The sequence below is a fragment of the Fibrella rubiginis genome (assembly GCF_017353185.1).
Classification (GTDB): domain Bacteria; phylum Bacteroidota; class Bacteroidia; order Cytophagales; family Spirosomataceae; genus Fibrella; species Fibrella rubiginis.
Map to the genome: position 1 here is coordinate 213,568 of NZ_JAFMYV010000002.1, position 13,266 is coordinate 226,833.

A 13,266-nucleotide genomic window follows, 5' to 3' on the forward strand; every position below is an offset into this window, starting at 1 on the left:
TAGTCGAGGTTAGTCAACAGGTAGAACGATGAAAACAGCACAGAAGAATTAAACCGGTAAGGTTTCAAAAGCCTTACCGGTTTGTTCTTACGCTGCCACCAACTCACCCACCGGCTCAACCGTAATGACCACGTATTTGGAGGTGGGTGTGTTGCTGATGTAGGCTACGCTGGCCACGGGCACCAGTGGGTTGGCTTCGGGGTAATAGGCCGCCGTGTTGCCGCGCGGAATGTTGTAGGGGATGGCAATGAACTTCTCCAGTCGCCGCTGCTGCCCCTCAAAATGGCTTGTGATGTTCACCAGCCCTTTTTCGGCGATGCCACGCTCGGCCATGTCCTGCGCGTTCATGAAGATTACCCGCCGTTCGTTATACACGCCCCGGTACCGGTCATTGTAGTCATAGATGGTGGTGTTGAACTGATCGTGGCTGCGGATGGTCATCAGCACCAGCTGACCAGGCTCAAGCTGGTGTTGCACCATCTCCGTCACCGAGAAGTTGGCCTTGCCGTTTTCGGTCGTAAAATTCCGTTCGCGGGGGCCGTTGGGCAGGTAAAACCCGCCGGGTTTACGGATCTTCTCGTTGAAGTTGTCGAAGCCCGGAATCACGCGCGAAATGGCGTCGCGGATGGTATCGTAGTTTTCGGTAAAACCCACCCAATTGGCGGTGGTCTTGCTGCCCAATGTGGCAATGGCCATGCCCGAAATAATGGCTACTTCGCTCAGCATTTCGCCCGCTACAGGCCGCAATACACCTTTATTCTGGCTAACCACACCCATCGAGTTTTCGCAGGAGGTGAACTGATGACCCGACGCCTGCATGTCGATGTCGACGTGGGTGTAGCAGGGTAAAATCAGCGATGTCTTACCCGTGACGAGGTGGCCCCGGTTTAGTTTGGTGCTGATAAAAGCCGTCAGGCTCTGCTTGCGCAGGCCTTCGGCCACAAATTCGGTATCGGGCGAGGCCGAGAGGAAATTGCCGCCCAGGCTGATAAACACGCCCGTTTTGCCTTCATACATAGCCTTGATGGCCTCCACAGTGTCGTAGCCATGCTCGCGGGGTGGCTCGAAGTTGAATTCCTTTTTCAGGTCGTCCAGAAACTCCTTGTGGGGACGTTCCCAGATGCCCATTGTGCGGTCGCCCTGCACGTTCGAGTGGCCGCGTACGGGGCAGGTGCCCGCACCGGGAATGCCCATCGCGCCTTTCATGAGTTGCAGGTTCACAATCTCCTGGATGCTCATGACGCCGTTTTTCTGCTGCGTCAGGCCCATTGCCCAGCAGGTAATGAGCTTTTTCCGGGTGGCAATAATGTCGGCGGCCTCTTTGATCTGATCTTTGGTGAGGCCACTCAGTTGCTCAATGTCGGCCCAGCTTGTATTACGGATGTTGGCAACAAAGTCGTCGTAGTTGGCCGTGTATTGCTTGATGAACGCATGGTCGATAACGCCCGTGCCGGGAGCCTTTTCGTCGGCTTCGAAAAGGAGTTTCATAATGCCCCGCAACACACCCATGTCGCCGTTCACTCTCACCTGCAGATACACATCGCTGATGGGTGTGCCTTTGCCAAAGAGCGTACCGATAGCTTTGATCGGGTTCATGAAATCCTGCGGGTTTTTGAAGTGGCTCAGGCCCGCTTCGTGCAGGGGATTCACGGCAATGATTTTGGCTCCGTTGCGCTTGGCCATTTGCAGGGCCGTGAGCATGCGGGGGTGGTTGGTGCCGGGGTTCTGCCCCATAATCAAAATAACCTCCGCCTCGTGAATATCGTCGAGCGTGACCGAGCCTTTACCCAGGCCCAGGGTGGGGCTAAGGGCCGAACCGCTGCTCTCGTGGCACATATTCGAACAGTCGGGCAGGTTGTTGGTGCCAAACTGCCGCACAAACAGCTGGTACAAAAAGGCCGGTTCATTGGGCACCTTGCCCGACGTGTAGAACAGCGCTTCGTCGGGCGATTTCAGGGCGTTCAGTTCGTCGGCTACCACCCGGAACGCGTCGGTCCAGGCAATGGGCCGGTAGTGCGTATCGCCGGGGCGCAACACCATGGGGTGCGTAAGCCGCCCCGCGTTGTTGAGGTCGCGGTCGGTCATGTGGCTCAGCTCGACGAGGCTATGCTTGGCAAAAAAATCGGGGTCGGCGCGGCGCGTGTCGGCGTCGGAGGCGGTGGCTTTGGCCCCGTTTTCGCAGAATTCGGCAAACGACCGTTCGCCGTCGGGGTCGGGCCAGGCGCAGGACGAGCAGTCGAAACCGTCCTTCTGGTTGAGGTTCAGCAGGGCCTTGGTACCCCGGCCCACGCCGTCCCATCCCCAGGCATACTGCCCCGATTTGAGCACGGCCGTTACGCCGGCGGCCACGTCGGCGGGTTTGCCCAGGGTCAGGTCCAGAAATTCTTCTGGCGGCTGGGCCAGCACGGGGTTTTTGTCTTTAGCGGCCACGTTGTCGGGAGCGGGAAAAATGCGTTTGTCGGCATCGGGTTTACCGTGGGGGTCGTAGTGGTCGGGAGCCTGCGGCGTGCCCAGTTCGGGCCGTTCGCCGCTTTTCTGACCAGCCGCGGTTTGCGCTGCCGGATCAATTGGCTTGCGTTCATTGTTGGGTGACTTATCCATGCGTTCGAGGATATTGGAGGTTGGATACTGGACGTGAGATAGCAGACAGTGGCTTTGTTGTTTGGCCAACGTCTGGTATCCAACGTTTTTACGTTGTCAGAGCGACTTCCCGAATAACAATTCGGTCGGCACCCGAATAAATATTGAATGTATTGTTCCGGACAAAGCCCAGCAGCGTCATGCCCACGTCCTGACCCATCTGCACGGCCAGACTCGACGGAGCGCCCACGGCAGCCACCAGCGGAATGCCAGCCATCAGGGCTTTTTGTACTAACTCGAAACTGATGCGACCGCTTAAAAAAAGCACCGAATTATGCAGGGGTACCAGTCCCTGTTGCAGCGCCGCACCAATCACTTTATCCAGCGCATTATGGCGCCCTACGTCTTCGCGCAGCAGCAACAAGGTGCCGTTCTGATCGAAAATGGCGGCGGCATGAAGGCCTCCGGTATGCTCAAAAACGGCCTGTGCGGCGCGGAGTTTTTGGGGTAACGCGTGAATCACGTCAGCGTCAACAAACGCCTCAGCGGGTGGTAAAATAGGGCAACCCGTGTTCCAGACAGCATCGATAGACGCTTTCCCGCAGACGCCGCAACTGGAGGTGGTATAGAAATTTCGCTCGGAACTGCGCAGATCAACGGCTACGTCGGGCGCCAATTCTACCCGGACAATGTTGTTTGTGGCTTCCTGTCGGCCCAGGTCTGTGCAGTAACGAATGCTGTGGATCTGCTGCCGCGACTGGATGATGCCTTCGGTGAAAAGAAACCCCAGGGCCAGTTCGAAATCGTGCCCCGGTGTACGCATGGTTACGGAGATGCTACGCTGCTGCCGGTCGGTAGCTTCGCCATACCCCAGCCTGATCTCCATAGGCTCTTCCACGGCCAGCAAATCGGGTTGGGGGTTGTCAATTGCCGTTTGTCGAACCTTCTGGATCGTGATGGGGGCTACACGTTGCATAATAGAGACCAGGCTTTTTCCTGCGGTCAAAGCCTTTCAGTCGTTATCGGGTATTAACAAGTTAAACCCGAACATGGCTTTACCGTTTTCGTGGCGTATTAGTATTCCGTTAAAAAATGGGCCAGTTTAGTCAATTCCGTGTTACGCATTCACCTAAAATCAATTGATAAATGGCATCACTTTCGTTCCTGAACCGTGACAATACCGTGGCCGGCCCTGGCTACAACCGCTGGTTGTTTCCGCCTGCCGCGCTGGCCGTGCACATGTGCATCGGGCAGGCCTACAGCCTTAGCGTCTTCAACATACCCGTAACCAAGCTGATCGGCATTACCGAGCCAGCCCCCGACGACTGGAGTTTGTCGGCCACGGTCTGGGTGTTCAACCTGGCGTTTTTCTTTCTGGGCATTTCGGCGGCCATCTTCGGCAAATGGGTAGAGCGTAGTGGCCCGCGCAAAACCATGCTCTGCTCGGCCCTGTTTTTCGCCAGTGGTTTTGCCCTGTCGTCGCTGGGTGTACACCTCCACAGTCTGCCGCTGTTTGTGGGAGGCTACGGTGTGTTGGGGGGCATTGGGCTTGGCCTGGGCTACATCTCGCCTGTGTCTACGCTCATCAAATGGTTTCCCGACCGGCCCGGCATGGCTACCGGTCTCGCCATTATGGGCTTTGGCGGTGGCGCGCTCATTGGCTCACCGCTGGCCGTGACGCTCATGAAGCACTACGCAACGCCTACCTCGATGGGGGTGTCGGAAACGCTGATGACCATGGGCGCGATCTACTTCTGCTTCATGATTTTCGGGTCCGTCATTGCCCGCGTTCCTGCTCCCAACTGGAAGCCGGCGGGTTGGGTACCGGTTGCCAACACGGGTAACCAGATGATTGCCACCGCCAGCGTTACCGCCGACAATGCCATCAAAACCCCTCAATTCTGGCTGTTGTGGGCAGTTTTATGCCTCAACGTCACGGCGGGTATCGGCGTGTTGTCGCAGGCATCGCCCATGATTCAGGAGATTTTCTCGGAAGGCCGTCGGGGCACGGGTCTGGGCATCACCGCCGAAGCCGCCGCCGGCTTTGTGGGTTTGCTGAGTTTGTTTAACCTCGTGGGCCGCTTCTTCTGGTCGTCGTTGTCTGACAAAACGGGCCGCAAACGCATCTACATGATTTATCTCGGCCTGGGGGCTGTGCTTTACGCACTGGTACCCACGGCGGGTAATTTGGGCAGCACAGCCCTGTTTGTAGGGCTTTTTTGCATCATTCTCTCCATGTATGGCGCGGGCTTCGCCACCATCCCGGCCTACCTCCGCGACATGTTTGGTACGTTGCAGGTGGGGGCTATCCACGGTCGTCTGTTAACGGCCTGGAGCACGGCAGCCATCCTCGGCCCCACGCTTGTAACGCAACTCCGCGATTATTACATCAGCAGCGGTAAAGCGGCGGGCCTCACCGAAAGCGTAGCCAAAGCCAGTGCCTACAACACGACGATGTACATCATGGCGGCATTGCTGGTGGTGGGTTTTGTGTGCAACCTGCTGGTGAAACCCGTAGATGCCAAATACCAGGAAACCGAAGCCAAACCCGTTCTTGCCTAACCAATTCTGATCATGGAAAATCAATCAACACCCTCGCCCACAACATCACCCGTCCAGATTGCTCTCGCCTGGATCGTGGTGGCCATCCCGCTGCTGTGGGGCATCTCGCAAACTTTCATCAAGGCGCTGGCCCTGTTTAAATAGCTGCTCAATTTGTTTCAGCAAAAAGGCATCAGATGTAGACATCTGATGCCTTTTTGCTGCCTTGACTAACTAATCATCCTTGCAAATCTAACAATTTATGTTAGATTTGCAAGGATGATTGATCGACCAGTTAAAGCTGAGGTAAGCCAGTTGCTGGACGAATTCCCGGCTGTAGGAATATTAGGGCCGCGTCAAATTGGCAAAACTACATTGGCCGAAGCCATCGCATCGGTGCTGACTCCCGACCCTGTTTACCTGGATTTAGAAAGCCCCACCGATCTGGCAAAGCTCTACGAGCCTGAAGCGTATTTTGACCTTCACGTAGGCAAGCTGGTTATCCTCGATGAAATTCAGCGTGTGCCTGAACTGTTCACCATTCTGCGCGGTGTCATTGACCGTCGCCGACGGAAAGGCTTTAAAACCGGACAATTTCTCATTCTGGGATCAGCTTCCCTTGACCTGCTAAAACAGTCGTCGGAATCACTGGCAGGGCGAATTGCTTACAAAGAGTTGACTGGAATTACAGCATTAGAAATAGCCGGTCTGTTACCCATTGAGCAGGATACGTTGTGGCTACGAGGCGGTTTTCCCGATAGTTTGCTGGCTAAGACAGCTGCCGCCAGCTTCCGTTGGCGGTTAAATTTCATCGGCACGTACCTGGAGCGGGACGTACCCCAGTTTGGCCCACGAATTCCTGCTGTAACCCTGCGTAGGCTGTGGACAATGCTGGCCCACAACCAGGGTGGGCAATTGAACATGGCACAATTAGGTGCCAACCTCGACTTATCAGCCGTAACGACTAAACGATATATTGAACTACTGGAAGACCTGTTGCTGATTCGCTCACTCCGGCCATGGTCGGGTAATTTGGGAAAACGGCTTGTTAAAACCCCTAAGGTATATATCCGGGATAGTGGACTTACCCACGCACTACTCAACCTCACAACGCTGGACGAGGTGTTGGGCCATCCGGTTGTTGGCGCCAGTTGGGAGGGGTTCGTGATCGAGAACCTGCTGTCGTGTTTACCTGCAGGCATAACACCCTGGTTTTATCGCACCTCGGCAGGAGCAGAAATCGACCTGGTCATCGACCTTAATTCAGACAAGAAATACGCTATTGAAATCAAGCGGTCGCAAAGCCCGGCGGTTTCGAAAGGCTTCCATCTGGGTTGCGAGGACATTGGTGCCACCGAGCGATTTGTGGTCTACCCCGGAAAAGAAACGTACCCGATGGCTAACGGGGTAACGGCTATGTCGCTGGTAGAAATGATGGAAAAGTTAGCCAAGCTTTCCGCCTGACATGAGCGAAAAACGCATACTGCAGGCATGAACTATAAGCGCGTTGGGCTGGTCAACTTCGCACTGGACAGCTGAGCGGCAGGAGAAGCGTGACGTTTTGTAACACCTGTCCAAACGGTGGTCTAAGCGTCGTCAATCAATCAACACAACGTATGACGACGTCTATATTGCTCCAACTATCCCTGACGGGTGCGGCCCTGCTGGCTACTGCGCAACCGTCATGCGCATCGTATGTCCCGGTCCCGCCCACGCAGAATGAGGCTCGTTTGGTGGGGCAGGTGGTCACGATTGTTCGGGTGAAAGCGCCCTGGTATGCCTTCGATTTTTTGTTGCGGCGCGGCTTTCGCGAGGCACTGCCTACGTACCAGTCAGTTAATGGCCTGCGGTTCAAAGCGTTCTCCAGCATCGACCGGCCCGACGGCACGTTTTTCGGGGGCATCTACTGGTGGGATACGGAACGGCAGGCCCGGCAATGGTATTCGCCTGCCTGGTTCGCCGACGTGGAACGAAAGCGAAAGGCCAGACCAACCGTCGATTACCTGCCGGTTGTGCGCGTGGCTACCTTCGTGGCTCCCTCGTTCAATTATCGGCAGCACGAGGGTGATTGCGTCACGGTGTTTGTGCATGAGTTGAACGGGGAGCAGATAAAGGCGTGCCTAAGCGCTCAGAATGGCTTATTGCGAACGTATCTTGTTGGGGAATCGGGACAGCAACAGGGCGGTTTACTCCTGTTTGCTTCAGCTGAATCGGCCAGGTCTTTCGTGGCCAAACAGCACCTAAGCCGCTACGACTGGTACAAAACGCCGGCCTTGCTCAACAACGAAACCGTATTGTCAACTAACCAATAGCAGGCTATGCATCCGTTTCATCAGGCTGTGCCGACCAACCCACCCGACGAGACGCTGGTGACGGAGGCCGTGGGTGGCAACCGGCGGTCGCTGGAGCTATTGTTAAAGCGTCATCAGGACTATGTGTTCAACGTAGCACTGCGGCTTTTCCTTCACCCCGACGATGCGCTGGATGCTACACAGGAGGTGCTGATTAAAGTGGTTACGAGCCTGAAGACGTTTGCCGGGCAGAGCCAGTTTCGGACGTGGCTCTACCGAATTGTGGTCAACCATTTCCTGAACAGCCCGGCCCGCCGCTACGAACAGCGGCTCGACCGGGCCGCCGACCTGAGCACGCTGCCCGACGACGCACCGGACCGCGAGGCCGACGAAGCCGAGATCGACGAGGTGCGGGTGCTTTGCTCTACGGCCATGCTGCTCTGCCTGACCCGCGAACAACGCCTGCTCTACATCATCGGCGACATTTTTGGCGCTGACCATGAACTGGGCGCGGCCTTGTTTGGCCTCTCGCCGGGCAATTATCGGGTACGGCTCCACCGCGCCAAGGCTGATCTTCGTCAGTTTGTTTCGGGTAAATGCGGCCTTGTTGACCCACGCAACCCCTGCCGCTGCCCCAAAAAAGCAAGGGTAATGATCCAGCAAGGCGTTGTTGATAAAGATCGGTTGCTATTTAATCGCCATTATGTGCAGACTATTGAGCAGGTATTGGCAACGCGTCGTGAAACCGTCAGCGATACCATTCAACTTGCCATGAGTGAGCTTTTCCGGCAGAGTCCATTCCAGATACGACAGGAAATCGATCAGCTTTTTGAGAGTTTGCTTCCCTAAACCAACCCTGGCCCATGACAAACCGATTTGATCAACTCAGGCAACACCTCGCTACCCTGCCCGTTGAGGCCCGTACCCCCGCGCTCACCACCACCATGCAGCGGATCATCCCGATGCTGGGTACGTTGGGTGTGGTGTTTGAGGTATACGAAGCCCATCATTGCCAGTTGTATTTGCCCAACGTGGCTGCCGTGCAAAATGGCTGGGGTGGCATTCAGGCGGGCGGCATCTACACCACTGCCGAAAGCGCCATGGCATTGGTAATCGGTGCCAACCTCGCCGACAACCAGGTGGTGGTCGCTAAAACGGTTACGATTGACTACCGTCGACGGGCACAGGGCGGCATCCGGGCCACGGCTACGCTGACCAGCGAAGGGGCAACCCACATCGGCCAGACCGAACGGGGCGAACTAACCCTGACCAGCCCCATCACCGACGAAACCGGCACCGAAGTAGCCCACTGCCAGGCCGTATGGGTCTGGATGCCCGTGCGGTAAGGCAATGGGGTAATAAAAAACGCCGGACGGTTTAATAGTAATAACCTCAAAAGATTATCTAAAAGATGAACTGAGTAGTAACTAAACAAATCGTGATTACTTTTTTGAATAGGTACAATTACCTGCGAGGGACAAATACTTATTGTTTAAGTTGTGTTATCGCTTTAACTATCTCTTCAAGAGCCTTTTTTATTTCGTCGCTTCCAATATTGACAGGGGGAGCAGACTTTACACCAACAATTTTCTCAATCTTATATTTGTTACTGAAAGGATCTTCGTACTCAAGCTTAAGAATAGTATTGTGCCCAAATGATGTCTCACAATCGTTATAAAGTGCGACATCAAGATAATACGGATTGTTACGATCAATTATAGGAATATGAATAGGAAATTCACTTCCATATTTCTTCAAATGTTGAGGTAACGGCTCAAGTGACAACATGATGTCAATGGCAGGACTATCATTTATGGCCACTAGTCCTAACTGTAGAATTTGGTCATTCTTCGGTTTGAGTCTAAATATATGACTCAGCGAAGGTTTAGAAAGAAAACGCTTCGCGCGAATAGCCTCAACAATAAAATGTCTTGCAGGCACAGTATGCCTTCCAGCTCTTATATAGTACTTATAGTCAAACATGTGAGGTCCAATAAAACTCTCTTCTACAGCAATAACCATTACCACTCGATCATCATGTAAAAATCCACGATCATAGACTTCATCAAGTAAAATAATTTCATATTTGGGAATAGGTTCTATTTTGCTAATCACAGTATCTACCCAATCTTTTATAGGCTGTCCTTCTTGCGTTTTTTGACCTTTTGACCTTAATATTCCTCCATCGGCATTTCCTGTTTTATCGTTAATGCCTACAATAAATAATCCTCCTCCAGCATTGGCAAAACCGGAAACAGCCTTGCATAACTTATCTGCTAGCTCTTTTTCTATTAAACTCGATTTGAATTCATGATAGTCATCCTCTTCTTGCGGGATCTGATTTATATTGAAATTATATAGATTTATCTTCATGGTGTGGTTGTTTATTTATTATAGGCAATGGCTCGATTATGTAAATGTATGGTTTCTAAATTACGAACAACTCGGCAACGGTCAATTGAAAATCAGGTAGCGCAGGTGCTGCCGATAATAGATCAGTTCCCTGGCGGCCCGTCATGCTTATGGGTGATGTGTAAACAACTACTTCTTTATAAATCGGAAACACCCACCAAATAACTTCAACTCCAGCGTCGAAGTACTCGTGGCGTTTTTGAACGCTAACCGATTCTGTATCGGATACTGAGCCAAACTCGATGACAAAAGCAGGAATAACGCGGTTGCCATTTATCATATCACGCTGTTGCTCAGCCGAATAGTACGCTACATCGGGGCGGCGTAGCTGTTTGTCGGTAAGCCAGACGTCCATTTCAGCTCTCAGACGTCCTCCTTCGCGGAAGTATTGAGTTGTAAAAAAACAATTTTCAAGGTTGGCAACTAACTGGTTTTCGTCCTGTCTCATTGAGGTGGTGGGTATCAATAAGCCATTGTCGAATTCGTAGACATAGTTGTCGTCCGATTCCCAGCGCAGGAAATCTTCTTTCGACATGCGTTGCCCGGCATATCTGGCGACCCCGTAAGTGCTATGCTGAATGTCGGCGATCATAACTGACTGGCTTGCGTTGATTACCAAAGATAATGAAAACACCAGACGTTCCTGCCCGGCGTCTTGTGCCTAGTCTATTCTGTTATAAACTCTTTCAGCTTTCGGATGCTGAACACAAACTGTGTCAAGTCTTCAAGGCGGAGCAAATCATACTTGCGACTGTGGTAGTACTGCTGCCCGTGCAGGACGGTGAAGTACAAATTCGTACCCAGCACATAGCTGCCATACACCGGCTTGGTATCGTCGTTCTGGGCCTGAGCGATCAGCATAGCGGTGAGCACCTGAGCTTCCGGATCTACCTTGTCACCACGGCTTTTCTTGTATTCCTGTAAGAAAAAATAAGGATAACCCGGAGCGTTGAAAAGCGGGGTAGCCACCATGCAGTCACAAATGACGGCTAAACTATAGCCGTTAATCTTAGCTGACATTCTCCGTTCATAGAAAACCTTGATGCGCTTCGGTTCTTCAATTCGGGACAGGTAAAAGAGAAAACCAATCAGGTTGATCTTTAGCTCTTCCTCATTCCAATAGTCACCTTCGACCTGCGCTTTAGCATGTAGATCGTGCAACAGTTTGGTTTCTTCGGCAGTCAGCTCATACTGAGCCTGTAGCCACCGGGTCATCAGTTCGCCCGGCTCGTTGGCTTCAAACCGCTGAATAGCAAACGCCTTCGCCAACGCCACCGAATCAAACCCTAACTGCTCTTTCCTTGATTCCATAAGGCAAAGATAGACCACCAAACTGGCTTGCGACACCAGAGACAGCACGTTAGTTGAACAACTCAGCAACGGTCAATTGAGAATTAGGTAGCGCAGGGGGTAATGTTCGTATGATACATTTTCTTACGGACGGTTCCAGTACCTGCCTCGTCACTAATTAGGTAAACCATCAGGTTTTCTTATAAAAAAATGCTGAGCTTGTCAAAGAGCTACGCGTCAGTAATTCTCCTAAAAAAATAGGCAAAACGAACCCTAACGGTTTTGGTAAGAAAGCTCTGTCTTCATTACTACTCAATTCGAAAATTTCCGTTGCTAACGTTAAGTTGCTTTTTCAGGGGTACCGCCCTGTCAGTCACAAACAAAACGGTGTATGTGTTTTCTGGCAGAGATACAGATAAGGGCTGCAAATCATCTACTCGTTGTACGTAGCAGGGCACCGCATCAGCATCGGCGGCAAACTCATTGGCTGGGTAAATCTGAACCACGTATCCCGCAGGCGGCGGGGCTGGATGCGTCAACTCAACGGTAACATAGGGCGAATTGGTGCCTAAAAAAACAGTGAGGTATTTTAACGAATTATTAATTAGATAAAGATCATTTTTATTGGGCGTGTGTTTTGGCTTTAACACAGAGAGCGTGTCCGTTGGCTGGTTAGCAGTTGCTCCATCAAAATCGGATTGATTGATGGTTAACGGATCTATTTTTGTCAGTCGTTTAAATTCCGCTGCCAGCCAGCGTTTCCCATCGGTAAGTTCGTCAATATGCGAATGACCAGCCAAGACAAGTAACTTGGCAGATGGATCTTTTATAAATATTCTTTTTTGCAGATTCTTCGCCTGATTAATCTCCCGGCGTCCCTCCCCCTCTTCTAATTCATCTTCATAATCTACTAGCGTAAAACCTAGTTTGATGGCAATCCGAATCAGATTGGCCATATGCGGTTCGCGGGTGTAGAAACCGGTGCTCATGAGCGGATAGCCCCGCTTCATCAATTCGCTCCCTTTCTCGCCTAGTGCTTCCAAAGCCAGATAACGGAAACCCACTTTGTACAACGCAGGCAACAGTTGCGCAACCAACCGTCGGTGAGCAGGTGCAGAATGCGCTTCATTGAACATAACTACCTGCTCTGATCTGCACCGGTCAATTAATTCTTTCTCACCGCCGACACGTTCATAATCAGTTAGTTCTATTAGAAAACTATTAGTATCGCCCCTTATTTTTTGTTGGAAATGGACCTGTTTTTTTGTGTCGCCAACAAACGACAGGCATGTCACGATGCTTTGTAAGTAGGCTCCTTTGTAGGCAATAGCACTGCTATCGTACTGCTGTTCCATAGCCAATAGAAGGCGCAAAGGCTTCAAGTAATTACCAATACCGTCGTTACCGATGTAAGCCAAAACTGCCGTCTGGAAGGGATCGTTTTTGATGACCTTAGCACCCGACGAATTAAAAGTCACACTTTTAAAAATTGCCGTAAACTCGTTTAACAGTGATTCTTTTAGGGATGTCTGAGTATCGTCAACATTTTCCGCTTCGACAAATGTGTTATAAATTAATACATCACTTTTTGGAGTTTTAATTAAATAGTTGATACCGAGACTATCAATTTCTAGCCTAGTATAAATAGAATCGCCAGTTTTAATATAACCATCTGCAATATAATTACTTACAGGCTTACGATTACGTAGTAAAAATCCAATACTTCGAAAGTTAGGGCTGATATTACTTTTTGCTGAAAACAAAACTTTTCCTTCTCTATTAATCAATTTGTATTTGTCATTATTTTTAATAATTTTTGGCAGTTTACTTTTCTTTTTATTGAACGTGTAATCACCATTATATAGAATAGACAAATTCAGGCTGTCGTTCATATATTGGGTCATGTACCCAGCTTCAATCCGGTTCGCTTTGGCAAACTTGTGTTGAGTCGTGCAGGCAGTGAGCAACCCAACTGCCAGTAGCAAGGATGTGTTCCCAATGATGTGGAGCATGGCTAATTAATGATTATCCTACGTGGATGAATAAATAACCAGTAATACATAACGAATACCAGTTTTTCTTGAAAGATGCGTATCTACACGAACAAGGCTTTCTTGTAAAAAAATGCTGACGCGTAGCCCTTCGACAGGCT

The 13,266-nt window shown here is 51.4% G+C and carries 12 protein-coding genes; 6 read left to right on the top strand and 6 right to left on the bottom strand.

The window, feature by feature from the left end; all coding sequences use genetic code 11:
- Nucleotides 1-87: 87 nt before the first annotated feature.
- Nucleotides 88-2,601 (bottom strand): FdhF/YdeP family oxidoreductase, encoded by a 2,514-nt coding sequence (locus J2I47_RS04360; protein WP_207363338.1) that lies wholly within the window; start codon nucleotides 2,599-2,601, stop codon nucleotides 88-90.
- Nucleotides 2,602-2,689: 88 nt separating this feature from the next.
- Nucleotides 2,690-3,556, bottom strand: a complete 867-nt coding sequence (fdhD, locus tag J2I47_RS04365) for a formate dehydrogenase accessory sulfurtransferase FdhD (protein WP_207363339.1) — start codon at nucleotides 3,554-3,556, stop codon at nucleotides 2,690-2,692.
- 170 nt (nucleotides 3,557-3,726) lie between these two features.
- Between fdhD and J2I47_RS04370 the strand changes: the two genes are divergently transcribed.
- The 6 genes from J2I47_RS04370 (at nucleotide 3,727) to J2I47_RS04390 (ending at nucleotide 8,758) form a co-directional block, all read left to right on the top strand.
- The gene (locus J2I47_RS04370) at nucleotides 3,727-5,142 is read left to right on the top strand and encodes an L-lactate MFS transporter (protein ID WP_207363340.1); all 1,416 of its coding nucleotides are present in this window, start codon (nucleotides 3,727-3,729) and stop codon (nucleotides 5,140-5,142) included.
- Nucleotides 5,143-5,154: 12 nt separating this feature from the next.
- On the top strand, nucleotides 5,155-5,286 hold the full coding sequence (locus J2I47_RS26750) for an MFS transporter small subunit (RefSeq protein ID WP_262898998.1): 132 nt from the start codon (nucleotides 5,155-5,157) through the stop codon (nucleotides 5,284-5,286).
- A 114-nt stretch (nucleotides 5,287-5,400) separates the two neighbouring features.
- The gene (locus J2I47_RS04375) at nucleotides 5,401-6,585 is read left to right on the top strand and encodes an ATP-binding protein (protein ID WP_207363341.1); all 1,185 of its coding nucleotides are present in this window, start codon (nucleotides 5,401-5,403) and stop codon (nucleotides 6,583-6,585) included.
- A 152-nt stretch (nucleotides 6,586-6,737) separates the two neighbouring features.
- Complete coding sequence (locus J2I47_RS04380) at nucleotides 6,738-7,433, top strand: hypothetical protein (RefSeq protein ID WP_207363342.1); 696 nt, start codon at nucleotides 6,738-6,740, stop codon at nucleotides 7,431-7,433.
- A gap of 6 nt (nucleotides 7,434-7,439) precedes the next feature.
- A complete protein-coding gene (locus J2I47_RS04385) occupies nucleotides 7,440-8,261 on the top strand; it encodes an RNA polymerase sigma factor (protein WP_207363343.1) in 822 nt (273 codons plus the stop codon).
- Nucleotides 8,262-8,275: 14 nt separating this feature from the next.
- Nucleotides 8,276-8,758 (top strand): DUF4442 domain-containing protein, encoded by a 483-nt coding sequence (locus tag J2I47_RS04390; protein WP_207363344.1) that lies wholly within the window; start codon nucleotides 8,276-8,278, stop codon nucleotides 8,756-8,758.
- Between the two features lie 139 nt (nucleotides 8,759-8,897).
- Here the strand turns inward: J2I47_RS04390 and J2I47_RS04395 are convergent, their stop codons facing one another.
- The 4 genes from J2I47_RS04395 to J2I47_RS04410 form a co-directional block, all read right to left on the bottom strand.
- Nucleotides 8,898-9,785 (bottom strand): AlbA family DNA-binding domain-containing protein, encoded by an 888-nt coding sequence (locus tag J2I47_RS04395; protein WP_207363345.1) that lies wholly within the window; start codon nucleotides 9,783-9,785, stop codon nucleotides 8,898-8,900.
- A gap of 55 nt (nucleotides 9,786-9,840) precedes the next feature.
- Nucleotides 9,841-10,416: a Uma2 family endonuclease gene (locus J2I47_RS04400; RefSeq protein ID WP_207363346.1), complete on the bottom strand. Its 576-nt coding sequence runs from the start codon at nucleotides 10,414-10,416 to the stop codon at nucleotides 9,841-9,843.
- A gap of 74 nt (nucleotides 10,417-10,490) precedes the next feature.
- Nucleotides 10,491-11,135, bottom strand: coding sequence for a hypothetical protein (locus tag J2I47_RS04405; protein WP_207363347.1), 645 nt, complete (start codon nucleotides 11,133-11,135; stop codon nucleotides 10,491-10,493).
- A gap of 287 nt (nucleotides 11,136-11,422) precedes the next feature.
- Complete coding sequence (locus J2I47_RS04410) at nucleotides 11,423-13,126, bottom strand: hypothetical protein (RefSeq protein WP_207363348.1); 1,704 nt, start codon at nucleotides 13,124-13,126, stop codon at nucleotides 11,423-11,425.
- Nucleotides 13,127-13,266: the final 140 nt, after the last annotated feature.